Annotated in this window: 23 protein-coding genes; 18 read left to right on the top strand and 5 right to left on the bottom strand. The window is 60.7% G+C overall.

All coding sequences use genetic code 11. The annotated features are described in order from the left end of the window. The first annotated feature begins 145 nt into the window (after positions 1–145). The 7 genes from AC4BBN_RS10410 (at position 146) to AC4BBN_RS10380 (ending at position 6399) form a co-directional block, all read left to right on the top strand. Positions 146–571: an RbsD/FucU family protein gene (locus AC4BBN_RS10410; RefSeq protein ID WP_490591912.1), complete on the top strand. Its 426-nt coding sequence runs from the start codon at positions 146–148 to the stop codon at positions 569–571. Beyond that, positions 571–1251, top strand: a complete 681-nt coding sequence (locus tag AC4BBN_RS10405; RefSeq protein WP_490591911.1) for a GntR family transcriptional regulator — start codon at positions 571–573, stop codon at positions 1249–1251. Before AC4BBN_RS10410 ends, AC4BBN_RS10405 begins: the two co-directional genes overlap by 1 nt. A 32-nt stretch (positions 1252–1283) precedes the next feature. Next, positions 1284–2198 carry a dihydrodipicolinate synthase family protein gene (locus AC4BBN_RS10400; RefSeq protein WP_490591910.1) on the top strand — a complete coding sequence of 305 codons (915 nt, stop codon included), beginning with the start codon at positions 1284–1286 and terminating at the stop codon, positions 2196–2198. A gap of 23 nt (positions 2199–2221) precedes the next feature. Beyond that, on the top strand, positions 2222–3538 hold the full coding sequence (locus tag AC4BBN_RS10395) for an extracellular solute-binding protein (RefSeq protein ID WP_490591909.1): 1317 nt from the start codon (positions 2222–2224) through the stop codon (positions 3536–3538). 84 nt (positions 3539–3622) lie between these two features. Further along, positions 3623–4486: a carbohydrate ABC transporter permease gene (locus AC4BBN_RS10390; RefSeq protein WP_490591908.1), complete on the top strand. Its 864-nt coding sequence runs from the start codon at positions 3623–3625 to the stop codon at positions 4484–4486. Further along, a complete protein-coding gene (locus AC4BBN_RS10385) occupies positions 4479–5309 on the top strand; it encodes a carbohydrate ABC transporter permease (protein ID WP_490591907.1) in 831 nt (276 codons plus the stop codon). Before AC4BBN_RS10390 ends, AC4BBN_RS10385 begins: the two co-directional genes overlap by 8 nt. Positions 5310–5334: 25 nt before the next feature. After that, positions 5335–6399, top strand: a complete 1065-nt coding sequence (locus tag AC4BBN_RS10380; RefSeq protein WP_490591906.1) for an ABC transporter ATP-binding protein — start codon at positions 5335–5337, stop codon at positions 6397–6399. 1 nt (position 6400) lies between these two features. On the opposite strand, the gene pdxR is transcribed toward AC4BBN_RS10380, so the two are convergent. Continuing rightward, positions 6401–7852, bottom strand: a complete 1452-nt coding sequence (gene pdxR / locus AC4BBN_RS10375; protein WP_490591905.1) for a MocR-like pyridoxine biosynthesis transcription factor PdxR — start codon at positions 7850–7852, stop codon at positions 6401–6403. A gap of 96 nt (positions 7853–7948) precedes the next feature. Here pdxR and AC4BBN_RS10370 point away from each other — a divergent pair, with 96 nt between their 5' ends. Continuing rightward, on the top strand, positions 7949–8611 hold the full coding sequence (locus AC4BBN_RS10370; RefSeq protein WP_490591904.1) for a pyridoxamine 5'-phosphate oxidase family protein: 663 nt from the start codon (positions 7949–7951) through the stop codon (positions 8609–8611). Positions 8612–8704: 93 nt separating this feature from the next. On the opposite strand, the gene fusA is transcribed toward AC4BBN_RS10370, so the two are convergent. The 3 genes from fusA to AC4BBN_RS10355 form a co-directional block, all read right to left on the bottom strand. Beyond that, positions 8705–10711 carry an elongation factor G gene (fusA, locus tag AC4BBN_RS10365; RefSeq protein ID WP_490591903.1) on the bottom strand — a complete coding sequence of 669 codons (2007 nt, stop codon included), beginning with the start codon at positions 10709–10711 and terminating at the stop codon, positions 8705–8707. A gap of 416 nt (positions 10712–11127) precedes the next feature. Then, positions 11128–11802, bottom strand: a complete 675-nt coding sequence (locus AC4BBN_RS10360) for a response regulator (protein ID WP_490591902.1) — start codon at positions 11800–11802, stop codon at positions 11128–11130. Positions 11803–11953: 151 nt separating this feature from the next. Next, positions 11954–12427: a MarR family winged helix-turn-helix transcriptional regulator gene (locus AC4BBN_RS10355; protein ID WP_490591901.1), complete on the bottom strand. Its 474-nt coding sequence runs from the start codon at positions 12425–12427 to the stop codon at positions 11954–11956. A 148-nt stretch (positions 12428–12575) separates the two neighbouring features. Here AC4BBN_RS10355 and recA point away from each other — a divergent pair, with 148 nt between their 5' ends. Beyond that, complete coding sequence (gene recA / locus AC4BBN_RS10350) at positions 12576–13679, top strand: recombinase RecA (protein ID WP_490591900.1); 1104 nt, start codon at positions 12576–12578, stop codon at positions 13677–13679. Positions 13680–13733: 54 nt separating this feature from the next. After that, positions 13734–14198: a recombination regulator RecX gene (gene recX / locus AC4BBN_RS10345; RefSeq protein WP_490591899.1), complete on the top strand. Its 465-nt coding sequence runs from the start codon at positions 13734–13736 to the stop codon at positions 14196–14198. Positions 14199–14277: 79 nt separating this feature from the next. Here recX and argC read toward each other — a convergent pair whose 3' ends face one another. Further along, positions 14278–15189 (bottom strand): N-acetyl-gamma-glutamyl-phosphate reductase, encoded by a 912-nt coding sequence (gene argC, locus AC4BBN_RS10340; protein WP_490591898.1) that lies wholly within the window; start codon positions 15187–15189, stop codon positions 14278–14280. 125 nt (positions 15190–15314) lie between these two features. On the opposite strand from argC, the gene sucC reads away from it, so the two are divergent. From sucC to AC4BBN_RS10300, 8 genes are all read left to right on the top strand, one after another. Continuing rightward, positions 15315–16481, top strand: a complete 1167-nt coding sequence (gene sucC / locus AC4BBN_RS10335; RefSeq protein ID WP_490591897.1) for an ADP-forming succinate--CoA ligase subunit beta — start codon at positions 15315–15317, stop codon at positions 16479–16481. 9 nt (positions 16482–16490) lie between these two features. Further along, complete coding sequence (gene sucD / locus AC4BBN_RS10330; protein WP_490591896.1) at positions 16491–17387, top strand: succinate--CoA ligase subunit alpha; 897 nt, start codon at positions 16491–16493, stop codon at positions 17385–17387. Positions 17388–17488: 101 nt separating this feature from the next. Next, complete coding sequence (locus AC4BBN_RS10325; RefSeq protein ID WP_490592854.1) at positions 17489–18175, top strand: TerC family protein; 687 nt, start codon at positions 17489–17491, stop codon at positions 18173–18175. A gap of 237 nt (positions 18176–18412) precedes the next feature. Next, positions 18413–19198 carry a Stp1/IreP family PP2C-type Ser/Thr phosphatase gene (locus tag AC4BBN_RS10320; RefSeq protein WP_490591895.1) on the top strand — a complete coding sequence of 262 codons (786 nt, stop codon included), beginning with the start codon at positions 18413–18415 and terminating at the stop codon, positions 19196–19198. Positions 19199–19244: 46 nt separating this feature from the next. Further along, positions 19245–19925: an FHA domain-containing protein gene (locus tag AC4BBN_RS10315; RefSeq protein ID WP_490591894.1), complete on the top strand. Its 681-nt coding sequence runs from the start codon at positions 19245–19247 to the stop codon at positions 19923–19925. Positions 19926–20041: 116 nt separating this feature from the next. Then, entirely contained in the window at positions 20042–20830 is a 789-nt protein-coding gene (locus AC4BBN_RS10310; RefSeq protein WP_490591893.1) for a 3',5'-cyclic-nucleotide phosphodiesterase, read from the top strand. Positions 20831–21036: 206 nt separating this feature from the next. Then, positions 21037–21468, top strand: coding sequence for a pilin (locus tag AC4BBN_RS10305; protein WP_490591892.1), 432 nt, complete (start codon positions 21037–21039; stop codon positions 21466–21468). 95 nt (positions 21469–21563) lie between these two features. Continuing rightward, positions 21564–23303: a PglL family O-oligosaccharyltransferase gene (locus AC4BBN_RS10300; RefSeq protein WP_490591891.1), complete on the top strand. Its 1740-nt coding sequence runs from the start codon at positions 21564–21566 to the stop codon at positions 23301–23303. Positions 23304–23330: the final 27 nt, after the last annotated feature.

Raw genomic sequence — 23330 nt, 5'->3', positions numbered from 1 at the left:
ATTTGAGTGGATGCGGCATTAAGTATTTGCCTGCACGGGTTTGTACCGGTACCGGTTCTGCCAGCCGTACCTATAGTGGCGTAGCACATAACTGACATGTTAGCGTGCAATCGAAACCTGTCTTACACCTGCCACCCTTCGCTCCATGCTTAAAAACCTGTCGCCCCTGCTGTCTGCCGACCTGCTGCACATTCTTGCCTCCATGGGCCATGGTGATGAGATCGTGCTGGCAGATGCCAACTTTCCCGCCGCCACGAATGCCAAACGGCTGGTGCGCTTGCCGGGCGTGGACGCGACACGGGTGCTGGATGCCGTGCTGTCGGTGCTGCCCCTGGACAGTTTTGAGCCCCACGCTGCCTTCACCATGCAAGTGGTGGGGGACGCCAGCGCCGTGCCGCCCGCCGTGCAAGATTTCACCCAGACCTTGCAGCGCCATGGCGAGCAGCCACCGGCCTCGTTAGAGCGCTATGCGTTCTATGCCCGCGCGGCCCAGGCCTTCGCGGTCGTAGCCACCGGTGAAACCCGGCTGTACGGCAACATCCTGCTCAAAAAAGGCGTGGTGGGTGCGTGATGGCAACCGTCAGCCCAGAGCCCACCAGCCAGCGTGCCCGCGCTTACCAGGGCTTTACCCAGCAAATTCTCAGCGGCAGCATCCGGCCCGGCCAGTTCGTCTCGCAGCGCGAGTTGATGACCCTGCTGGACATGCCACTGGGCGCGGTGCGCGAGATGATTCCACGTCTGGAGGCTGGCGGCCTGGTCAAAACCGTGCCACAGCGTGGCCTGCAGATCGCCCATGTGGACTTGAAGCTGGTGCGCAACGCCTTCCAGGTGCGTAGCCTGATCGAGCGTGAGGCGGTGCGGCATTTCACCAGCAGCGTCAGCGACGCCGAACTGGAGGCCATCACCGCCAGCCACCAGGACATCCTGCAGCGCGCCAGCGCCGACCAGCCCGATGCCACTCTGCTGGACGACGCCCAGGCGGTGGACTGGGGCCTGCACGACCGCATGGTGGATGCGCTAGGCAACGAAATCATCTCCGAGATCTACCGCGTGAACAGCCTGCGCGTGCGCCTGATCAAGCTGGAGCAAAGCGTGATCACCCCGGCCCGCCTGATACCCGCCATGCAGGAACACCTGCGCTTCATCGCCGCCTTGCAGCAGCGCGACGCCGTTGCCGCAGAGCAATTGCTGGAGGTGCACCTGGACAGCGCGCGCCACCGCGTGCTGACGGTGGACCATCCCATCGCCTAACCCACTCACAACCGACCCACAGGAGCACTTTTTTGACACACGCTATCAAGGGCCTGTGGCCCGCCTTGTTGATGCCTTTCGACGCCAGCGGCCAGCTCGATCTACCACGTACCCTGGCACACATCCAGCGCATGCTGGCGGCGGGCTGTGACGGTGTGACGCTGTTCGGCACTACCGGCGAAGGCCTGTCGTTCAGCATGGCCGAGCGCAGAAGCTTGCTGGAGGCGGTGCTGGCCAGCGGCGTGCGCCCCGACCAGATCGTCGTCACCATCTCGGCCTGTGCGCTGGCCGAGGCGATTGAACTGGGCCGCCACGCGATCGCGCTGGGCTGCACGCGCCAGCTGCTGATGCCGCCGTTCTTCTTCAATCACCCGCGCGAGGCGGGCGTGGTGTCCGCCGTCAGCCAGGTCATCCGTGGCATAGGCTCGGACGATTTGCGCGTGCTGCTGTACCACTTCCCCTCGCTGAGCAATGTGACCTTCACGCACGCGGCGGTGGCCGAGCTGATGCGCCTGCATCCGAAGCAGGTAGTTGGCTTCAAGGACAGCGCGGGGGACCTAGCGCATTCGCTGGACACCATCAAGGCATTTCCCAAGCTGGCGATTCTGGTCGGCTCTGAAGCGCATATTGCGACTGCCATGCGCGCCGGCAGCCCGGGCTCCATCAATGGCTTATCGAACCTGGCACCGCATCTGATCAGCCGCGTCATGCGCAACCCCGAGGCCGCGTCCGCTGCCGACGAGGCGCTGATCCTGGACCTGCTGAAGCTGCTGAGCCTGATGCCGAACATGCCCTTCGTCAGCGCCTACAAAACCGCCTTGGCTGAGCAAACCGGTGACGACACCTGGCTGAACGTGCGTGCCCCGCTGACCCCGCTGGATAACACCGAGGCGCAGGCAGTGCGTGCCGCGTACCGTGCGCTTGGCCTGAACGCCGCAACTCTGTAGAACAAAAAGTAGGAGACAAAGACATGACACGTTCCATCCCTCGCCGTACCGTCTTGCAGGCCGCAGCCGGTGCCACCGCGCTGGCCGGCTTACCTACCACCCAAGCCCAGGGCGCCTTCGACTGGAAGCGCTACAGCGGCCAGAGCATCGAGGTGCATCTGATCAAAAGTCCGCGCGGCGAGTTGCTGCAAAAGTACCAAAAGGAATTCGAAGAGCTGACCGGTATCAAGGTCGGCGCCGAGCAGGTGCCCGAGCAGCAGTCGCGCCAGAAGACGGTGATCGAGTTCAATTCCGGCAAGACCAGTTTTGACGTGGTGCACCTGAGCTACCACGTGCAAAAACGCCAGTTCGCCAAAGGCAAATGGATGGAGGATTTGCGCAGCATGTTTGCCAATGCGGCGGCCCCTGATTTCGACCTGAAAGACTTTTCGTCAGGCGGCATGTTCTACGCAACCCAGAGCGACGGCCGCATCGACAGCCTGCCGTTCAACCTCGACCCCTGGGTGCTGTACTGGAACAAGGAACTCTTCGTCGCCAAGGGCGTGGCCTACCCTACCAGCTATGCCGACATCGTCAACGCAGCGAAGAAGCTGCATGACCCGGCCAATGGCGTGGTGGGCTTCGTCGGGCGCGGTTTGAAGAATGCCAACGTGCCTTTGTGGACCGGCTTCTTCCTGGGCTTCGGCGGGCAGTTCTTCGACGCTTCGGGCAAGCTGATGACCGATTCGCCAGAGGCCCTGGCCTCGGCAAACATGTACCGCGACCTGCTCAAAAACACCGGCCCAGCCGGTGTGGCTGGCTACAACTGGAACGAGGCACAAAGTCTGTTTCTGCAAGGCAAGGCTGCGATGTGGATCGACGGCTCGGGCTTCGCGCCGCCGTTGGAAGACGCATCCAAGTCCAAGGTGGTGGGCAAGGTCGGTTACGGCATCTTGCCGCCCGGCCCCAAGCTGCAGGTATCGCCCACCTTTGGTGACGGCATCGGCGTATCGGCCTATTCCAACAAGAAAGGCCCGGCCTGGTACTACATCCAATGGGCGACCGGCAAGGCCATGCAGGCCCGCATGTTGGCGACCGCATCCGGTGCGCCGGTGCGCTTGTCGGCCTACTCGAATGCCGAGGCAATAGCCAACCTCAAGGTACCGCCAGAGTGGCTGTCTGCAGTGGCGGGCTCGCTGAAGATTGCCCGCCCTGGCCTGCCCATCATCGAGCCGGTGAACGAGTTCCGTGATGTGTTCGGCATAGCGCTGAGCAACATGCTCAGCGGCAGCGACGTGGCGGCCGAGCTGAAGAAAGCCACGGCAGACTTCGCCCCGGTGGCGGCCAAAGCCGACGCCTGATCCGGCAGCCCGCGCACCTTAGCGCGGCTTGTTTTCACCTGTCCCTTGTGTGCGCTCTTTGCAGCGCACGTGGAGTCTGTTGGCATGCGCAAGCTTTCGCCTTTTTTATGGTTCATCCTGCCGGCCGTGGTGGTGATCACGGCGGTGATCGTCTTCCCCTGGATGTTCACGCTATGGATGAGCCTGTTCGACTGGAAGATCGGCTCCAAAGCCACGTTTGCCGGCCTGGGCAATTACGCCGAATTGATGGGCAATACGCGCTTTCTGGAGTCGATTGCCCATACGTTGATCTTCACCGCGCTGGCCGTGGCGGGGCCGCTGGTGCTGGGCACCGCCGCCGCGCTGGTGTTCAACCAGAAGTTCGCCTGGCGCGGATTTTGGCGCGGTGCTTTTGTGCTGCCCATGATGGCTACGCCGGTGGCGATTGCGCTGGTGTGGGTGATGATGTTCCACCCGCAGCAGGGCGTGCTGAACTACCTGCTGTCCCTGGTCGGCATAGGCCCGAGCGAGTGGGTGTATTCGCCCAAGCTGGCCATTCTGTGCCTGGTGATGGTGGACGTGTGGCAATGGACACCACTGGTCATGCTGATCGTGCTGGGCGGCCTTGCCTCCTTGCCCACCGACCCATTTGAGGCCGCCTACATGGAGGGCGCCAGCCGCTGGCAGACCTTCCGCCACGTCACCTTTCCGCTGCTGTTGCCCTTCATTTTGGTGGCTGCCGTTGTGCGGCTGATCGACGCGCTGAAGACCTTTGACACCATCTACGTCATCACCCAGGGCGGGCCGGGCACGTCAACCGAGACCATCAACATCTACCTGTACCTGCAGGCGTTTTCCTTCTACCAGATAGGCAAATCGTCGGCCGTGGTGGTGGTGTTCTTTGTCTTGGTCGTGGCTCTTTCCATGCTTCTCTTCTGGCTACGCGAGCGTTCCAAATATTATGAATAACACCCGTGACCGCCTACGCGACAAGCTGCTGCTGGGCTTGTGCGTTTTCCTGCTGGTGTCTCCCGCTATCAGCTTCTTTGTATGGATGCTGTCGCTGGCCTTCAAGAACGAGGTGGACAACCTGGCCTACCCGCCGGTGTTCATTCCCAGCCCGCCCACGTTGGACAACTTCGTCAAGGTGTTCGACAGCGGGCCGTTCTTCCAGTACCTGCTGAACAGCATCATGGTCTCGGGCACGGCGACTATCGTGGCCTTGTTGATCGGCGTGCCTGCCGGCTACGGCGTGGCCCGCATGAAGGCGCGCAAGCTGCTGATGGTGATCCTGATCGCCCGCATGACGCCGGCCATCAGCTTCCTGATTCCGCTGTTCACGCTGTTCCAGGCGCTGGGGCTGACGGGTACCTTGGCGCCGGTGATCATTACCCACTTGGTGATCACCGTGCCCATCATGGTCTACATCGTGTCGGGCTACTTCGAGACCTTGCCCATCGAGCTGGAAGAGGCTGCCGTGGTCGATGGCTGCTCGCCCTGGCAGCGCTTTCGCCATATCGCCCTGCCGCTGGCGCGCCCTGGCATCACGGTGGCGGGCATTCTGGCCTTCATCTTTTCGTGGAACAACTTCATCTTCGGCGCGGTGCTGGCTGGGCGTGAAACCCGCACCCTGCCGGTGGCCATCTACAACGTGCTGACCTTCGAGCAAATCGCCTGGGGCCCGCTGGCTGCGGCGGCCTTGCTGGTCACCTTGCCGGTGCTGATCCTCACCTTGCTGATCCAGAAAGAAATCGTTGGCGGCCTCACTGCGGGTGGCGTCAAAGGTGGTTAATCCCTTCTTCAGAGCATAAAAATCCATGGCATCCGTAACCCTCTCCGGCATTGAGAAATCCTTTGCCAATACCCAAGTCATCAAAGGCGTGGACATCTCCATTGGCGACGGGGAGTTTGCCGTCTTCGTCGGCCCCAGCGGCTGCGGCAAATCCACTCTGCTGCGCATGCTGGCCGGGCTGGACGCACCCAGCGCAGGCCAGATCCGCATAGGTGACACGGTGGTCAACGACCTGCCGCCCAAGGAGCGCGGCATCTCCATGGTGTTCCAGACCTATGCGCTGTACCCGCACATGACGGTGGAGGCGAATATGGGCTTCGGCCTGATGATTGCCGGCACGCCCCAGGGCACCATCGCCAGCAAGGTGGCGAGTGCGGCCAAGATGCTGGGCCTGGACAAGATGCTGGACCGCCTGCCGCGCCAGCTCTCCGGCGGCCAGCGCCAGCGCGTGGCCATGGGCCGGGCCATGGTGCGCGACCCGCAGGTGTTTTTGTTCGACGAGCCGCTGAGCAACCTGGACGCCAAGCTGCGCGTGCAAATGCGCACCGAAATTCGCGCCCTGCACCAGCGGCTGAAGACCACATCCATCTACGTCACCCACGACCAGATCGAAGCCATGACCATGGCCGATCGCATCATCGTGCTGCGCGACGGCAAGGTAGAGCAGATCGGCACGCCGGCCGAGCTGTACGACCGTCCCTGCAATAGCTTCGTTGCCACCTTTATCGGCTCGCCCGCTATGAATATAGTAGCTGGCAGCGCAGATAATACCTGCGCCAGAGCCGATTTTGGCGGTCAGGTTCTATTGGAAGACCGGTTTGCCAACCTGGGCCAGCGCCGGGTGCTGCTGGGCTTGCGGCCCGAGCATCTGCAGGTGCGCCCGGCGGGCGAGGCCCACGGCATACCTTGCGAGGTGAAGGTGGTGGAGTTCAGCGGTGCCGACACCTTGCTGACCTGCGAAGCCCAGGGCCAGCCCATCCAGGCCCTGGTGCATGACCGCTTGCTGGTGAAGTCGGGCGACAACATCACGCTGGCGATTGCTGCCGAGCGGGTTCACTTGTTTGACGAGGCCACGCAGCAGCGCTTGTAGTTCAGCCGAGCTTGCGGACGATGGCCGCCAGCTTTTTCACCGCCGCCTCCATCTGCTCCACCGGCACCTGGGCGTAGCCCAGCATCAGCCCGTTCCACACCGGGCCGCCACCGACAGCGTGGGCGCTCAAGGGGTGGGCGACTATGCCTTTTTGCAGCGCCTGGGTGCTCACAGTCACATCGGAAATGGCGGCGTCCAGCACCAGCGCCAGATGCATGCCGGCCGAGCCACCGTGCACGCTGCCCACATCGCCCAGCTGCCGTTGCAGCGCGCTGCGCAGTGCATCACGCCGCTGCCGGTACAGCCTGCGCATGCGGCGCAAATGGGTGGCGAACTGGCCGCTGCGTAAAAACTCCGCCAGGGCCAGTTGGTCGGCGGCGCGGCCACGGGGCACCGACTGCGTGACCAGGCGCTGCAGCGGCTCCACCAGGTTCTGTGGCACCACCATGAAGCCTATGCGCAGCGCCGGGAACATGGTTTTGCTGAAAGTGCCCAGGTACAGCACCGGCGCGTCCGGCTGCAGGCCCTGCATCGCGGCCAGCGGCGGGCCGTCATGGCGAAATTCGCTGTCGTAATCGTCCTCGATCAGCAGCGCGCCCGCAGCCTGGGCCTGCCCAATCAGCGCCAGCCGCCGCGACAGGCTGAGCACGCTGCCCAGCGGGTACTGGTGCGACGGTGTGGCGTAGACCAGCTTGGGCCCATGCTGGCGCCAGTCGGCAGCGCTGGGTGCCATGCCCTCGGTATCCACCGAAATGCCGTGCACGCGCAGCTCTGCCGCCCTGAACGCAGTGAGTGCGCCCCGGTAGCCGGGGTTCTCCAGCCACACGGTGTCGCCCGCGTCGGCGAAGGCGTGGGCGCACAGGTCCAGGCTGCTCTGCGTGCCGTCGGTGATGAAAACCTGGCGCGCCTCGCAGACCACGCCGCGTGAGGCGCGCAGATGCTCGGCAATGGCCTCGCGCAGCGCGGGTTGGCCCGCTGGCCCGCCGTAGTTCAGCTGCACGGTGGACATGCTGCGCCAGGCCTTTTCTACCAGGCGCCGCCAGGCTGGCAGCGGGAAGTCGGCCAGCGCCGGCACGCCGGGCACGAAGGCGCCCATCAACTGGGCTTCGGGCAGGGGTTCGGTGGTTTGGGCGCGCCGCGACAGGCTGGGTGACGGCTGGGCCGGGCGGGCGCGTGGTGCGGCGCGGGCGACGGCCATGTCTGCCACCACGGTGCCGCGCCGGTCTGGCTGCACATAGCCTTCGGTAGCCAGTTGCTCGTACGCATACAGCACGGTGTTGCGCGACACGCCCAGGTCGCCGGCCAGTTGCCGCGTCGCCAGCAGGCGCGTACCGGTGCCCAGCGTGCCGTTGCGGATGGCCGCGCGCAGACAGGCATGCAGCAGGCGCTGGCGCGACCAGCCTTGCTGCGCATGGTCTTGGCTGAATTGCGCGAACAGCACGGAGTAGTCCATCGTGGCCCTAGAAAATGAAGCGGTAATGGTTCTAATTTTGGAACCACAAAAAATTATAGTGCGCAGCCTTTTACTCAATTCTTAGAAACCTGCCCCATGACCGACACCGCCGCCGCACCGCCCAGCGCACGCACCCGCATCCGCCGCGTGGCCGAGAACGCCGATTACCAGCGCAGCACGCTGCACGCCCTCATCGACGCGGCCTATGTCTGCCACATCGCCTTCGTGGACGACAAGGGCACGCACAACATACCCACCGCCTGCTGGCGCGAGGGCGAGCATTTGTACATCCACGGCTCGAACGGCGGCCGTCTGCTGAAGCTGCTGGGCACGGGCACCCAGGCCTGCGTGGCCATCACCCATGTGGACGGCCTGGTGCTGGCGCGCTCGGCCTTCAACCATTCCATGAACTACAGATCGGCCATGGTCTACGGCAGCTTTGAGCGGGTAGTGGAAGACGCCGACAAACGCGCTGCGCTGGACGCTTTCATGGACAAGCTGGCGCCGGGCCGGAATGCGCAAGTCCGCCGTGGCAATGACAAGGAATTCGCCGCCACCACGGTGATGCGCATCGCGCTGACGGAAGCCGTGTGCAAGGTGCGCACCGGCCCGCCCATCGACGACGCGGAGGACATGGACATTCCGGTGTGGACCGGCGTGTTGCCGCTGGTACAGACCCACGCCGCTCCGGTGGTGGACGCACCCGGGCCCGGCGAGGTGCCGGCGTATGTACAGCAGTGGCAGACTGCTACTTTTTAGATAGCTGCCCGCGCAGGTGAAACATGCGCTAGAGGCTGATTTTGTGCATAAAAAAAGGGCGGACCTTTCGGTCCGCCCATCTCAGGCTCAGGCTCAGGCCTGGCGTGGCGCTTCGGCGTAGTGGTCAAACTGCATGGTGTAGCTGGCCCGCCCAGCGGTCAGCGCACGCAGATTACCGATGTAGCCAAACAGCGTCTGCAGCGGCACCATGGCGCGCACGACTGCCGCGTTGCCGCGTTGGTCCTGGCTGCGCACATGGCCGCGCCGGCGGTTCAGGTCGCCGATCACGTCACCCACGTGGTCCATGGGCGTGGTGACTTCCACGGCCATCACCGGCTCCAGCAGCGTCGGCCCTGCTTCGCGCAGCGCCTGGGTGAAGGCAGCCGCACCGGCCACCTCAAACGCCAGCGTGGACGAGTCCTTTTCGTGGAAGCTGCCGTCTTCCAGCGTGACCAGCAGGTCCACCACCGGGTGGCCGGCTAGCACGCCGGCCAGGGCTGCGCGCCGCACACCTTGTTCCACACTGGGGATGTACTCCCGGGGGATTACACCGCCGGTGATGGCGTTCTCGAAACGCAGGCCTGCGCCGCGCTCCAGCGGCTCCACGCGCAGCGCCACTTCCGCATACTGGCCCGGGCCGCCGCTCTGCTTTTTGTGCAGATAGCGTACGTTGGCCGCACGGGCAATGGTCTCGCGCATGGCCACCTGGGGCGGGCCGGTGTGCACCGTCACGCCGAAGCGGCTGCGCAGCTTCTCCAGCGTCACCTCCAGCTGCAGCTCGCCCACGCCGGACAGCAGGGTCTGGCCGGTGTCGGCGTCCTGGCCCAGGCGCAGGCTGGGGTCTTCGTCCACCAGCGTGTGCAGGCCGCGCGAGAAGTTGTTTTGCTCGTCGCGCGAGTGCGGTTCCACCGCCATCGAAATGACAGGTTCGGGCGCGTGGATTTCCTCCAGCACCAGGGGCTGCGCGGGGTCGCTCAGCGTGTGACCGGTCTTGCTGCCTTTGAGCCCTGCCACGGCCACGATGTCACCGGCTTGCGCCAGCGCCAGCTCCTCACGCCGGTCCGCGTGCATTTGCACCACGCGCGACAAACGTTCGCGCTGGCCGGTGTTGGCGTTCAGTACCTGGCTGCCCGCATGGGCTTCGCCACGGTAAACGCGTAGATAGCTCAGCGTGCCATGTTCGTCGTGCACCACCTTGAACACCAGCGCGGCAAAGCCGTCACCGGGTGGCAGGTCGTTGTTGCGGTCTTCGGGCGCGGGCAGGTAGTCCACCACCGCATCCAGCAGCGGTTCCACGCCTTTGTTCTTCAGCGCGGCGCCGCCCAGCACGGGCACGAAGGCGCCGGCCAGTGTGCCCTGGCGGATACATGCGCGCAGCTGCGCTTCCGACAGTTCTTCACCGTTCAGATAGGCGGTCAGCAGCGCGTCGTTTTGCTCCACGGCGGTCTCTACCAGCGTGCGGCGCGCAGCCTCCACGGCGGCCTGCATGTAGGCGGGCACGGGGCCGCGTTGCAGCGTCGGTTTGCCTTGGGCATTGGGCGGCCAATAGAGGGCTTGCTGGGTCAGCAGATCGACCACGCCGCTGAACTCGGCTTCTGTGCCGATGGGCAGCTGTAGCACCAGGGGTTTGACGCCCAGGCGTTCGGCCATCATCGCCACCACGCGCGCGAAATCCGCGCCGGTGCGGTCCAGCTTGTTGACCAGCGCAATACGCGGCACATGGTATTGGTCGGCCAGGCGCCAGTTGGTTTCGGTTTGAGGCTCTACGCCGGCCACGCCGTCGAACACCACGACCGCGCCGTCGAGCACGCGCAGCGAGCGGCTCACCTCGATGTTGAAGTCGATGTGGCCGGGCGTGTCGATCAGGTTGATCTGGTGGCCGCGCCAGGCCACGGTGGTGGCTGCGCTGTTGATGGTGATGCCGCGCGCCCGCTCCTGCGGGTCGTAGTCCATGGTGGCGTTTCCGTCGTGTACTTCACCGGTACGGTGGATTTCACCGGTGGTGAACAGCACCCGCTCGCTGACGGTGGTCTTGCCAGCGTCTACGTGGGCGATGATGCCGATGTTGCGAAGTTGTCGCGCATGTGTGTTCGTAGTCATACGATGTTCCTTAAAGACAAAACCCTGGCCCGCTTGTCGCTGGCCAGGGTTTTCAACGGTTGTTTCCCAACCTTGAAAAAATCCCGCAGCTAGCGGTTTATGTCTTGCGCAGATGCGATGGCACCAATGGACGAGCGCAAGCCCACCATCCACTGGTGCGGATGAATTGTGGCGATCAGCTTGTCAAAGGTACGCATAGAAACTTTCTTAAAAAACACAGGCCCAGAAAACAAAAAACCCCGCGCAAATTGCCGGGGTTGTGTGGGTTCCGGCAAGGCGCATAAGCCCTCCGAAAAATCGGAAGGCGTTTAGAGGATCAAAGCTTGGGTGCTCATGTGCATGGTCGCAATTATAAAATTTTCTGTAGGTTTTGTCTTTGGGCGCTTATGTTTCAATAGCAATGTGCTATGTAACATTCAAGGCGCGATCTTTTCCAGGCAGTAGCCCAGACCGCGCACGGTGGCGATGCGGATCGGGCCTTTCTCTATCTTCTTGCGCAGCCGGTAGATGTAGACCTCGATGGCGTTGACGCTGACCTCTTCGCCCCATTCGCAAAGGCGCTCGATCAGCTGCTCCTTGCTGACCAGGCGGCCGGCGCGCTGCAGCAGCACCTCCAGCAGGCCCAGTTCGCGGGCAGACAGCTCGACCAGCTTACCGTCGATGGTGGCCATGCGCCCTGCGTGGTCGTAGACCAGCGGGCCGTGCTGGATGCTGCTGCTGGCGCCACCTGCGCCGCGCCGCGCCAGGGCACGCACCCGGGCCTCCAGCTCCTGCAGCGAAAACGGTTTGGCCATGTAGTCGTCGGCCCCGTAGTCCAGGCCCTTGACGCGTTCTTCCACGCTGTCGGCGGCCGTCAGTATCAGCACCGGCAGCGAGGAGCCCCGGGCGCGCAGCCGCTTCAGTACCTCCAGCCCATGCATCTTGGGCAGGCCCAGGTCCAGGATCAGCAGATCGAACTCGCGGTTGGTCATCAGTGCGGCGTCGGCTTCGCTGCCACTGGAAACATGGTCTACAGCAGCCCCTGAGGCCCGCAGCGCACGCAACAGGCCATCGGCCAATACCTGGTCGTCTTCCGCAATCAGAATGCGCATTTTTTTTGTCTCCTGAACCCCTCCATTTTGTACCCAATGGCTTGTCTCAGGGATACCACGGGGCCGGCTTTGCCGGACCGTTGGTATCGCCCCCTGCAAGGGGGGTGGCGGAGCGACACACAGTGCGCGCAGCCTGGGGGTGTGCCTATGTTTAGGCCGCGTAGGCCTCTAGGCCCAGCGATACCACGGTCGCTACGTCCTGGCCCACGGCAGCGCGGAATTCGTCTTCCGTCTGGGCCACGGCGTCGCGGTAGGCCTGTAGCCAGGCCAGGCCGGTGGCGGTGAACACCACGCGGCGGGCGCGGGCGTCCAGCGGGTCGGGTTCGCGCGCCACCATGCCCCAGGCGGCGCACTGGTCCACCAGGTCGCCCATGGCCTGTTTGCTCATGCCGGCCTGGGCGGCTAGCTCGGTCAGGCGCGCGCCCTGCAGCGGCAGGTGCCTGGTGATGTGGATATGAGCGGCGCCCACTTGCGCACGGGCTGCCAGGTTGCCCAGGGCAAGCGGTACCTCGATATTGCGCGCCATCAGCTCCAGCACGCGCGCGTCGAACTGGCGCAGGGCAGCGTCCAGCCGCCGACCCAAATGTGTTTCCCGCCAAGCGGGGTCTATTATGTTAGCAGCCATGGATTAATAGTAAGGCAAACTGACCAAAAATATGCTTTGCAGGTTTAAAACTGCGCTTTAAACTACTGTTCAAGCATCCAGCCTGTTGTTAATAGCAGGCCATGCAGGCCCACAAATTCTTGACCCCTTGATTTTGAAAGACACCGCCATGAACCCCACCGCTGCCCGCGCTCCCGCTGTCGCCCCCACCCCCGCTGCCCTGGCTGAAAAAGCCAAAGCCCTGCAAGCCGCTTTGGCGCAGATCGAAAAGCAGTTCGGCAAGGGCACCATCATGCGCCTGGGCGAGGGCGAGGTAATTGAGGACATCCAGGTGGTTTCCACCGGCTCGCTGGGTCTGGACGTGGCGCTGGGCGTCGGCGGCCTGCCACGCGGCCGGGTCATTGAAATCTACGGCCCTGAGTCCAGCGGCAAGACCACGCTGACCCTGCAAGTGATTGCCGAGATGCAAAAACTGGGCGGCACCTGCGCCTTCGTCGATGCCGAGCACGCACTCGACACCCAGTACGCGCAAAACCTGGGCGTGAACCTGCAGGAAATGCTGATCAGCCAGCCCGACACCGGCGAGCAGGCCCTGGAAATCGTCGATTCGCTGGTGCGCTCCGGTGCCATCGATTTGATCGTGGTGGACTCGGTGGCGGCGCTCACGCCCAAGGCCGAGCTGGAAGGCGAAATGGGCGACAGCCTGCCCGGCCTGCAAGCCCGTTTGATGAGCCAGGCGCTGCGCAAGCTGACTGCCACCATCAAGAAGGCCAACTGCATGGTCATCTTCATCAACCAGATCCGCATGAAGATCGGCGTGATGTTCGGCTCGCCCGAAACCACCACCGGCGGCAATGCGCTGAAGTTCTACGCCTCGGTGCGCCTGGACATCCGCCGCACTGGCACCATCAAGAAGGGCGACGACTCCATCGGCAACGAAACCAAGGTCAAGGTGGTGAAGAACAAGGTTGCGCCCCCGTTCAAGACGGCCGAGTTCGACATCTTGTTCGGCGAAGGCATCAGCCGCCATGGCGAAATCATCGACATGGGCGTCGAAGCCAAGATCATCGAAAAGTCTGGCGCCTGGTATGCCTACAACGGCGAAAAAATCGGCCAAGGCCGCGACAACGCCCGCGAATTCCTGCGCGAGAACCCCGGCCTGTCGATCGAAATCGAGAACAAGGTGCGCGAATCTCTGGGCATCCCTCTGGTCCCCGTGGCAGAAGAAGCCAAGGAAGTGAAAGAGGGCAAGAAGACCAAGGCCGAGGCATAAAGAGCCTGCTAGCGTATATATTACCTGCGCTAGCAGCTATTAAAGGCATAGCAAATGGCGTTTCTATCGGCCACCACACCTATCAGTCTCAAGGGCCGCGCCCTGCGCCTGCTCAGCGGCCGCGAGCACTCGCGGGTAGAGCTGGAGCGCAAGCTGGCAGTGTTTGAAGAAACCCCGGGTGAGCTGGCCCAGGCGCTGGATGAGCTGCAGGCCAAGGGCTTCATCAACGAGCAGCGCGTGCTGGACTCGGTGCTGTACCGGCGCGCTGGCAAGCTGGGTGCCTCGCGCATCCGCCTGGAGCTGCAAAGCAAGGGCCTGGACCCGTCAGCTGTGTTGGATGCGGTAGCTGGCTTGCAGGCCACAGAGCTGGACCGTGCCCGCGAAGTCTGGCGCAAGAAGTTTGGCAGTCCGCCGGTGGATGCTGCGGCGCGTGCCAAGCAGCAGCGCTTTTTGCTGGCGCGGGGCTTTTCATCGGATGCCGTGCGGCGCGTGGTGGCCGGCAGCGACGACGATTGCTGAGAACAGGACTACAAGCTTTTTAGGCCGCTAGCGCAGATAATATCTGCGCTAGTAGCTATAAAAAGTGTAGTGATCTGGTTTACAGACCCAGCATCAGTTTCAGGTTTTGCACGGCGGCACCGCTGGCACCTTTGCCCAGGTTGTCGAGCCGGGCGATCAGCACCGCGTGGCGGTGGGTTTCGTTGGCGAACACCCGCAGCTCCATCTTGTTGGTGTCGACTAGCGCCAGTGCGTCCAGCTTGCCGCTGTCGCCGGGGGCTTCAACGGTGACCCATTCGCTGCCGGCGTAGTGCTTGGCCAGGGCGTTGTGCAGGTCTTGGCCGGTGGGTTTGCCGGGCAGCAGGTCCAGATGCAGCGGCAGTTGCACCAGCATGCCTTGGGCGAAGTTGCCCACAGACGGCACAAAGATCGGCCGGCGGGTCAGGCCGGTGTAGCGCATGATTTCCGGCAGATGCTTGTGCTGCAAGCCCAGTGCGTAGATTTCAAACAGCGGTGCTTCGCCCTTTTCATAGGCTTCGATCATGCTGCGTCCGCCGCCGGAATAGCCGCTGACCGAAGGCAAGGCCAATGCGGCGTCCGGGTCCAGCAGGCCGGCATCCACCAGCGGGCGGATCAGCGCAATGGCTCCGGTGGCGTAGCAGCCGGGGTTGCCCACGCGGTCGGCATGCGCCACGGCGTCTTTTTGCCCGGCTACCAGTTCGGGGAAGCCGAAGACCCAACCCGGCGCCGTACGGTGTGCGGTAGAGGCGTCGATGATCTTGGGCTTTTTGCCGGGCAGGCTGTCGATCATGGCCACAGATTCGATGGCGGCATCGTCGTGCAGGCAGAGGATGACCAGGTCCACGGTGGACATCAGTGCGAGCTTGGCTGCAGGGTCCTTGCGCAGCTCGGGCGCGATGCTGACCAGCTCAATCTGCGGCATGGATTGCAGGCGTTCGCGGATTTGCAGGCCGGTGGTACCGGCTTCGCCATCGATGAAGACTTTGGACATGGTGAGCCTATGCTGTAAGGTGTTGTGCGGTGCAGCATGATACATTCGCGGGCTGACAAAACGCAGCCCGCAAGTCTTATACAAGACCGTCGGGCAAAAACCCATCCATTCCTGAGAGAGCCCTCATGAAGATTCACGAATACCAAGGCAAGGAAATCTTGCGCAATTTTGGTGTGCCAGTGCCGAAGGGCATTCCGGCATTCACGGTGCAAGAAGCGGTGGAAGCCGCCCAAAAACTCGGCGGCCCAGTGTGGGTTGTCAAGGCACAGATCCACGCCGGTGGACGTGGCAAGGGCGGCGGCGTCAAGGTCGCCAAGACCATTGATGACGTGAAGAAGCTGGCCGGCGAAATCCTCGGCATGCAGCTCAAGACGCACCAGACCGGCCCTGAAGGCCAGAAGGTTCGCCGCCTCTATATCGAAGACGGCGCCGACATCAAGAGCGAACTGTATGTGTCCCTGGTCACCGACCGCGCCACGCAGAAGGTTGCCTTTATCGCTTCGAGCGAAGGTGGCATGGACATCGAGGAAGTGGCGCACGCCACGCCCGAGAAGATCATCACCGAGTACATCGATCCGCAAACCGGCATTACGGCCGAACAGTCGAAGAAGATCGCTGCGGCTATCGGCCTGACGGGCGCTTCGGTGGACCAGGCTGTGGACTTGTTCGCCAAGCTGTACAAGTGCTACATGGACACCGATGCGTCCCTGGTGGAAATCAACCCGCTGAACTGCGATTCCAAGGGTGATCTGATGGCGTTGGACGCCAAGTTCAACTTTGACCCGAACGCGCTGTTCCGCCACCCAGAAATCGTCGCTTACCGCGATCTGGACGAAGAAGACGCTGCTGAAGTCGAAGCTTCCAAGTTCGACCTGGCCTACATCAGCCTGGACGGAAACATCGGCTGCCTGGTAAACGGCGCCGGCCTGGCCATGGCCACCATGGACACCATCAAGCTGTACGGTGCTGAGCCGGCCAACTTCTTGGACGTTGGCGGCGGCGCTACCCCCGAGAAAGTTACCGAAGCCTTCAAGATCATGCTGAAGAACCCCAAGGTTGAGGCCATCATGGTCAACATCTTCGGCGGCATCATGAAGTGCGACACCATCGCCACCGGCGTGATCACGGCCTGCAAGGCAGTGAACCTGTCCGTGCCTCTGGTGGTGCGCATGAAGGGCACCAACGAAGACCTGGGCAAGAAGATGCTGGCCGAGTCCGGTCTGCCCATCATCAGTGCGGACAGCATGGCTGAAGCGGCCGAAAAAGTTGTCGCAGCCGTTAAAGCCCGCTAAGGAATCGTCATGTCCATCTATATCAACAAAGACACCAAAGTCATCACCCAAGGTATTACCGGCAAGACCGGCCAATTCCACACTGAAAAGTGCCAGGAATACGCCAACGGTAAAAACGCTTTCGTCGCGGGTGTGAACCCCAAGAAGGCCGGCGAGTCGATCTTCAACATCCCAATCTACGCCTCCGTCAAGGAAGCGGCTTCGGAAACCGGCGCTACCGTGTCGGTGATCTATGTGCCGCCAGCCGGCGCCGCTGCTGCGATCTGGGAAGCTGTTGAAGCCGATCTGGACTTGGCGATCTGCATTACCGAAGGCATCCCCGTCAAGGACATGCTGGAAGTGCGCAACCGCATGAAGGCCAAGGAAGCCGCTGGCGGCAAGAAGACCCTGCTGCTGGGCCCCAACTGCCCCGGCCTGATCACGCCTGACGAAATCAAGATTGGCATCATGCCCGGCCACATCCACCGCAAGGGTCGGATTGGCGTGGTCAGCCGTTCCGGCACGCTGACCTACGAAGCTGTGGCGCAACTGACCGAAATCGGTCTGGGCCAGTCCACCGCTGTCGGTATCGGTGGCGACCCGATCAACGGCCTGAAGCACATCGACGTGATGCAGGCTTTCAACGAAGATCCAGATACCGACGCGGTCATCATGATCGGCGAAATCGGTGGTCCGGACGAAGCTGAAGCGGCCCGCTGGTGCAAGCTGAACATGAAGAAGCCTATCGTTGGCTTCATCGCTGGCGTGACCGCGCCTCCCGGCAAGCGCATGGGCCACGCCGGTGCGCTGATCTCCGGTGGCGCCGACACTGCGGATGCCAAGCTGGCTGTGATGGAAGAGTGCGGTTTCACCGTCACGCGCAATCCGTCTGAAATGGGCAAGCTGTTGAAGGCTTTGCTGAAGTAATAGAGGTTGCCTCTACAGGCAGCCTTCGAATCCATGCCGGGCACCTAGGGTGCCCGGCGTTGTTTTAACGTGCTTGTAGAGGGCGGGCTATGTTTTTTGGACTGGATTTCACTTCACCGCTCTTCTGGAGCGCTTTTGGCTCGATCGTGCTGGCCAATGTTGTCTTGAGTGGAGACAACGCCGTGGTGATTGCCATGGCGGCGCGCACCTTGAAACCGGAGCAGCAGCAGAAAGCCATTGTGTGGGGCAGCGCTGCCGCCATCGTGATGCGGATTGTGCTGACGGTGGTGGCCATCAAACTGCTGGCCATGCCATTTCTGAAGTTGCTGGGGGCGGTCTTGCTGGTGTATATCGGTGTGGATCTGCTCAAGGACGAGGGCGAAGGCGACGGCGGGCATGGCAAGCAGATCCATGGCTTGCTGGCAGCGATTCGCACTATTCTGATTGCCGATCTGGTCATGAGTCTCGACAACGTACTGGCAGTGGCAGCAGCCGCTAATGGAAATGTTCCTTTGTTGGTGCTGGGTTTGTTGGTGAGCATTCCCTTGATCGTGTTTGGCGCCACTTTGCTCACGAAGGTGATGGAACGCTTCCCCATCATCATCACGATAGGGGCTGCGCTTTTGGGGTTCTTGGCGGGCGAAATGTTGTTGACGGACCCAGCGGTGGTGACCCAGTTTGGTGAAACCAAGGAGCAGACCGTGAATTTCGCTGGTGTCGTCGGCGCCGTGTTGGTTGTTGTTTTGGGTACCTGGTTACAAAAGCGCCGCAATTCAACGCCAATTTGATAGGCGCGCCCTCTATTTTTAGGATGCGACATGAAAAACTACCCCTGCATGGGGTTTTTTTGCCGCCTACTTGTAACAAAATACTGCAGAAATAGGTATCGGCACCTGTTGCGTCGTGGCGGCGGGCGGATCATTTATGCGTCCAGGTTCAAGGTCGTGGCAAACTAGACCTAGCCGGTTAACGGCTCGCAAGCCGCCTATTGCATTGGAAATCAACGAGCTCAGTTCGACAACAAGATGATTTACGAGTTCTGTACGCAGACCCATCCCGGTCTTTTGCGCGAAAACAATGAGGACGCTGCCGCTTTTGACGAGCCCAGCGGGTTGGCGGTATTGGCGGATGGCATGGGTGGCTACAACGCAGGTGAGGTCGCCAGTAGCATGGCGACCACGTTTATCCATACCGAGTTGGCGCGGTGGCTCTTGGAGGCTGGGCCGCAGGTGAGTGCCCGGGATCTGCGCCGAGCAGTAGATGCCTGCGTGCACAATGCCAATTTAGCGGTGTACACCGCAGCCAACGTGAATGAGCATTACGCTGGCATGGGTACGACCTTGGTGGTGGGGGTATTCCAAGATAACCGGGTGCTGGTGGGCCATATAGGCGACTCCCGATGCTATCGGTTTCGGCGCAACGCGCTGCAGCAAATCACCAAGGACCATTCTCTGTTGCAGGAACAATTGGATGCAGGCTTGATTACGCCTCAGCAGGCTGCGACGTCTAACAATAAAAATTTGGTGACGCGCGCTCTGGGCATAGATGACAGCGTGCTGCTGGAGTTGCACGAGCACGGGGTGGAAGAAGGTGACCTGTACCTGATGTGCTCGGATGGGCTCTCGGATATGGTCGATGATGCGCCGATCGCACGTATCATGGAGACCGACGCCACGCTTGAGCAAAAGGCCAGACAGCTGGTTAGTATCGCCAATGCACATGGCGGGCGAGATAATATTACGGTCCTGCTCGTCCAAGCGGTGGCCGGCACCAAGAAGCGGGGACTTGTATCCCGGCTATTGGGAAGCTAGATCCATTCACAGGTGCCAATTCCATGAATAGACACGGTAACTGACCATGCCAAAACTGATTGTTTCAATCGACGGCGTAGTCATCAAAGAAGTGCAGTTGACCAAAGACCGCACGACGCTGGGCCGTAGGCCTTATAACGATATCGTGATCGATAATCTGGCGATCAGTGGTGAGCATGCGGTGGTACTGATGGTTGGTAGCGATGTCCACCTAGAGGACTTAAATAGCACCAATGGCACTTACATCAACGGTAAGGCTGTCCGCAAGCAAATTTTGCAGAACAATGATCTGATTGAAGTTGGCAAATACAAGCTCAAGTTTGTGGGTGACGGCATGGATTCGGGTTTCGAGCGCGGCATGGCTTCTCGGCCCAGCCCTTTGGCTGGCGGTGTTGGCCAGCAGGTGCGCCGTGTGTCGCACCATTCGGCATCCATGCCGCTGGTGGGCGCTGAAATCGCGCCGCACATTACGGCCGCCATCCGCGTGCTGTCTGGTGCAGCCGCAGGGCGTGAAGTAACCTTAACCAAAATAGTGACGACGTTGGGCAAGCCAGGAATCGCTGTTGCTGCGATTACGCGTCGCCCCCATGGTTACGTTGTAGTGCATGTAGAAGGTGACACCCAGCCCGTGCTCAATGGCAATGCGATAGGGGCTACTCCGGTCGCGCTGAAAAATGGCGATCTTTTGCAACTGGCCGGCACACAAATGCAGTTTGTGCAGCCTTGACAAAATTGGTGTCTGGTCGAAGCATGGGCACCGCGCTGCTTCAAGAAGCCTGCTTCTGTAGATGACACCCCTGGGATGGCGCGGTCCATTTCCAAAATGATTCAAAGGGTCTGGCCATGAAGGTCCGTGTACTGGGATGCTCTGGTGCCATCGCCAAAGACTGCAGAACCACGTCCTTTTTGGTTGATTCTGATGTCTTGATCGATGCAGGCACGGGGGTCGGCGATCTCACATTGGATGAAATGTGCGCGATCAACCACATCTTCCTGACCCATTCCCATCTGGACCACGTTGCAGCACTGCCCTTGATGGTGGACGCGGTGGCTTCTCAGCGAACCGGACCGTTTCAGATCTATGCGCTGGCCGACACCATTGCCGCGCTCAAAGCGCATATATTTAATAACGTGATATGGCCAGACTTCAGCGTGATTCCCTCAGAAGCTGAGCCATTTATCCGTTTCAACGAAATAAGCCTAGGGCAAATTGTGCACGTTCGCGACAAGCGTATTGAGGCACTGCCGGCCGTGCATTCTGTCCCCGCCGTGGGTTACGCCGTATCCGCAGATGGGCCATGCTGGGTGTTCACAGGCGACACGGAGCGCAACCCTGCGTTTTGGCTGCGTTTGGCGCAGCTGGATGTAGCCGCCCTGGTGATTGAAACCGCGTTCAGCAACCGCGAAAAAGACCTGGCCCACCGCAGCCTGCATTTGTCACCTGCGACCTTGGCGGAGGAGTTGAAAAATATTGGCGAACAGCAATTCCCGATTTTCATCACCCACACCAAGCCGTTCGAGACCAAGTTGATCATGGACGAGATTGCGCAATTTGAGGCTACACAGCCTTTAGACCGCCCCATCCCCCATGACATCCGTTGGTTGCAGGCGGGGCAGGGGTTTGAGGTTTAAATGGTGGCAATGTGCCCAAAATGTCGCAAGACACAAAATCCTCAACCTGCGGATAGCAAAAATGTAAGCCTTTGCATAGTTGGTGCCCGAACAATCACGGTAAATCGCACCGAAAGCCTTCCGCGTGCAATCAACTTGGCGTCAACGCAAAGTTGGCACGTTATCTGCCTTAGTATCGTGTCTTAACATTTTCCCTAGGAGCATTCATGAAGCGTTCTATGCAACAAGGTTTCACCTTGATCGAACTGATGATCGTTGTTGCGATCATCGGTATTTTGGCTGCTGTGGCTTTGCCTGCATACCAAGACTACACAGTACGCGCCAAAGTTTCGGAAGTGATCTTGGCTGCATCGTCCGGTCGTACGGTCGTGTCCGAGGCTGCCCAAGTTAATGGTGGCATGCCAACGACGGCAAGTCTCACCATTTCTAGTCAATCCTCTAAATATGTGCAGTCGGTGGGTTACACATCGACCGCCACTCCTACTGGCGTGATCACTGCTACCGCCCAAGGTGAAGCCAAGATTACCGGCGCTACGATTACCCTGACGGGAACGGTTGACGCAACTACCAATCAAGTTACCTGGGTTTGCGGAGGCACGATTTCCAACAAGTATCGTCCCGCAAGCTGCCAAGGTTAATAAACCGCGGCATATCCAAAGCCTCCTTCGGGGGGCTTTTTTTATGGCGTGAACCAACTTACCCACATGTGACTGAATTTGTAGGCCCGAAACCATTGACTGCTAAAGACCCCCTTCCTCCATTGTGGTTTTGCCTGTGGATGCCATTGTTAGCGATGGGCTGGCTGCTTCCCAATCACTACTATCCTTGGGCTACTTTTCATACGGATGCCTGGGTCGCCACCATGTTGGCACTTGCTGCTGCAGCGGTGGCCGTACGAACGCAGGGTAGTTTGAAATGGCATTACCTGCCGATCTTGTTTGCGTTTTTAGCGGTTACCCCTTTCATTCAATACATGACGGGGACTATTTTTTTCATGGGGCGGGCTTGGGTCAACGCGGCCTATGTATTGGGCTTGCTGCTAGCGCTTTTAGTCGGGGCACGCTGGGAAGCGAGTACGCCTGGGCGGGCAGCAGATGGGCTGTTTTGTGCCATTGGTATTGCGGCCTTCGTATCGGTGGGCCTGCAACTGCGTGAATGGTTCGAGATAGGCGATTCCTCTGATGTTATGCAGATATGGGCCGAGGAGTTTTCTCCCGGGCGACCCTCTGCCAATTTGGGGCAGCCCAATTTGTTGGCAACTCTCTTGTTGTGGGGGATGCTTGCTTGCGTCTGGGGTATGGCCAGGCAAAAGATCCGTGGGCGGTTTGCGGCCTTAGCAGCTGTCTTTTTATTGTTTGGTGTGGCCTTGACGCAATCGCGGATTGCATCGATTGCTGTACTTACCCTGACATGTGCCGCCTGGATATGGCGCCGTTGGCTTCCGACGCGTGCACCCTGGGTTGCTACTGGATTGCTGCTGTATTTCGCGACCTGCTATTTTTCTTTGCACATCTTAAGTGATTGGATTGGGTTGGGTATTCAGATTCGCCCTGCCACGCTGGGGGGGGAGTCCACACAGCTGCGACTGGATGCCTATGCCTTGTTTTTGGACGCCATTCGGCACCAACCCTGGTGGGGGTATGGGTGGAATCAGTTGGTTGTTGCGCAAATGGCTGTGGCCCAGGACCACGCAAGCCTGGCATCTTTTTTCATGCATTCGCACAACCTGTTTTTAGACTTGATGCTGTGGTGCGGCATTCCTATTGGCGCCTTGGTCTCTCTGTCCCTCGTGGTTTGGTTTGTACGCAGCGTGTTTCGGGTCAGTTGCCTGGAAGATGCGGTGTTGATGTTATTTTTGGTGGCTATAGGGTTGCACGCTATGGTCGAATTGCCTTTGCACCACGCATATTTCTTATTGCCAACTGGTTTAGTCATGGGGATGCTGAATCAGCGACTGCAACACCGTGTGGTGTGGACCAGCAGTAAATGGGTTCTGCTGGGATTGTGGCTGGGTGCGGTGATGCTTTTGTGCATCATTGTGCGTGACTATTTCAATGTGGATGCCGGCATGCGAACGCTCAAGCTGGACGCAGCGCGCATAGGACGATCGCAGCCGGGTACTCCCCCCGACGTGTTGATCCTGGATGACATGCGTGAAATTATTCGATACGCACGGTTTGTGGTGGAGCCGAGTATCAGTGAAGAAGAGCTGGAGTACGTTCGCAAGGTGAGCTACATGTCGCCCACGCCGTCCAATTTGTTCAACGTAGCCAAAGCCTTGGCGTTCCGTCACCGGCCAGAAGAGGCCAGCGCATGGATTCAAAAAATGCAGCGGGTTCAGCCAGATGGCTTCGACCAGGACTTACGGCGTATTTGGGATAACCAGGCCAAGACGCAGCCGGCTATGGCCGCCGTACAGTGGCCGAAGTTTGAGCCAAGAAGCTTAGCGCCAAGTAATCTTCATTTGCGCTGAGATTTCTTTCGACCAATTACCAGTTTT

It is taken from the genome of Rhodoferax sp. SPJ21, assembly GCF_058216335.1.
This window is presented reverse-complemented; position numbering and strand designations above follow the sequence as displayed.

Excerpts from the sequence above, each read along its gene's own strand:
- AC4BBN_RS10390 (WP_490591908.1), top strand. The coding sequence starts at position 3,623 with ATGCGCAAGCTTTCGCCTTTTTTATGGTTCATCCTGCCGGCCGTGGTG.
- sucC (WP_490591897.1), top strand. The coding sequence starts at position 15,315 with ATGAAGATTCACGAATACCAAGGCAAGGAAATCTTGCGCAATTTTGGT.
- argC (WP_490591898.1), bottom strand. The coding sequence starts at position 15,189 with ATGTCCAAAGTCTTCATCGATGGCGAAGCCGGTACCACCGGCCTGCAA.
- AC4BBN_RS10355 (WP_490591901.1), bottom strand. The coding sequence starts at position 12,427 with ATGGCTGCTAACATAATAGACCCCGCTTGGCGGGAAACACATTTGGGT.
- AC4BBN_RS10370 (WP_490591904.1), top strand. The coding sequence starts at position 7,949 with ATGACCGACACCGCCGCCGCACCGCCCAGCGCACGCACCCGCATCCGC.
- AC4BBN_RS10380 (WP_490591906.1), top strand. The coding sequence starts at position 5,335 with ATGGCATCCGTAACCCTCTCCGGCATTGAGAAATCCTTTGCCAATACC.
- AC4BBN_RS10405 (WP_490591911.1), top strand. The coding sequence starts at position 571 with ATGGCAACCGTCAGCCCAGAGCCCACCAGCCAGCGTGCCCGCGCTTAC.
- AC4BBN_RS10395 (WP_490591909.1), top strand. The coding sequence starts at position 2,222 with ATGACACGTTCCATCCCTCGCCGTACCGTCTTGCAGGCCGCAGCCGGT.
- fusA (WP_490591903.1), bottom strand. The coding sequence starts at position 10,711 with ATGACTACGAACACACATGCGCGACAACTTCGCAACATCGGCATCATC.
- pdxR (WP_490591905.1), bottom strand. The coding sequence starts at position 7,852 with ATGGACTACTCCGTGCTGTTCGCGCAATTCAGCCAAGACCATGCGCAG.
- AC4BBN_RS10315 (WP_490591894.1), top strand. The coding sequence starts at position 19,245 with ATGCCAAAACTGATTGTTTCAATCGACGGCGTAGTCATCAAAGAAGTG.
- AC4BBN_RS10385 (WP_490591907.1), top strand. The coding sequence starts at position 4,479 with ATGAATAACACCCGTGACCGCCTACGCGACAAGCTGCTGCTGGGCTTG.
- AC4BBN_RS10410 (WP_490591912.1), top strand. The coding sequence starts at position 146 with ATGCTTAAAAACCTGTCGCCCCTGCTGTCTGCCGACCTGCTGCACATT.
- AC4BBN_RS10360 (WP_490591902.1), bottom strand. The coding sequence starts at position 11,802 with ATGCGCATTCTGATTGCGGAAGACGACCAGGTATTGGCCGATGGCCTG.
- sucD (WP_490591896.1), top strand. The coding sequence starts at position 16,491 with ATGTCCATCTATATCAACAAAGACACCAAAGTCATCACCCAAGGTATT.
- AC4BBN_RS10320 (WP_490591895.1), top strand. The coding sequence starts at position 18,413 with ATGATTTACGAGTTCTGTACGCAGACCCATCCCGGTCTTTTGCGCGAA.
- AC4BBN_RS10310 (WP_490591893.1), top strand. The coding sequence starts at position 20,042 with ATGAAGGTCCGTGTACTGGGATGCTCTGGTGCCATCGCCAAAGACTGC.
- recX (WP_490591899.1), top strand. The coding sequence starts at position 13,734 with ATGGCGTTTCTATCGGCCACCACACCTATCAGTCTCAAGGGCCGCGCC.
- recA (WP_490591900.1), top strand. The coding sequence starts at position 12,576 with ATGAACCCCACCGCTGCCCGCGCTCCCGCTGTCGCCCCCACCCCCGCT.
- AC4BBN_RS10305 (WP_490591892.1), top strand. The coding sequence starts at position 21,037 with ATGAAGCGTTCTATGCAACAAGGTTTCACCTTGATCGAACTGATGATC.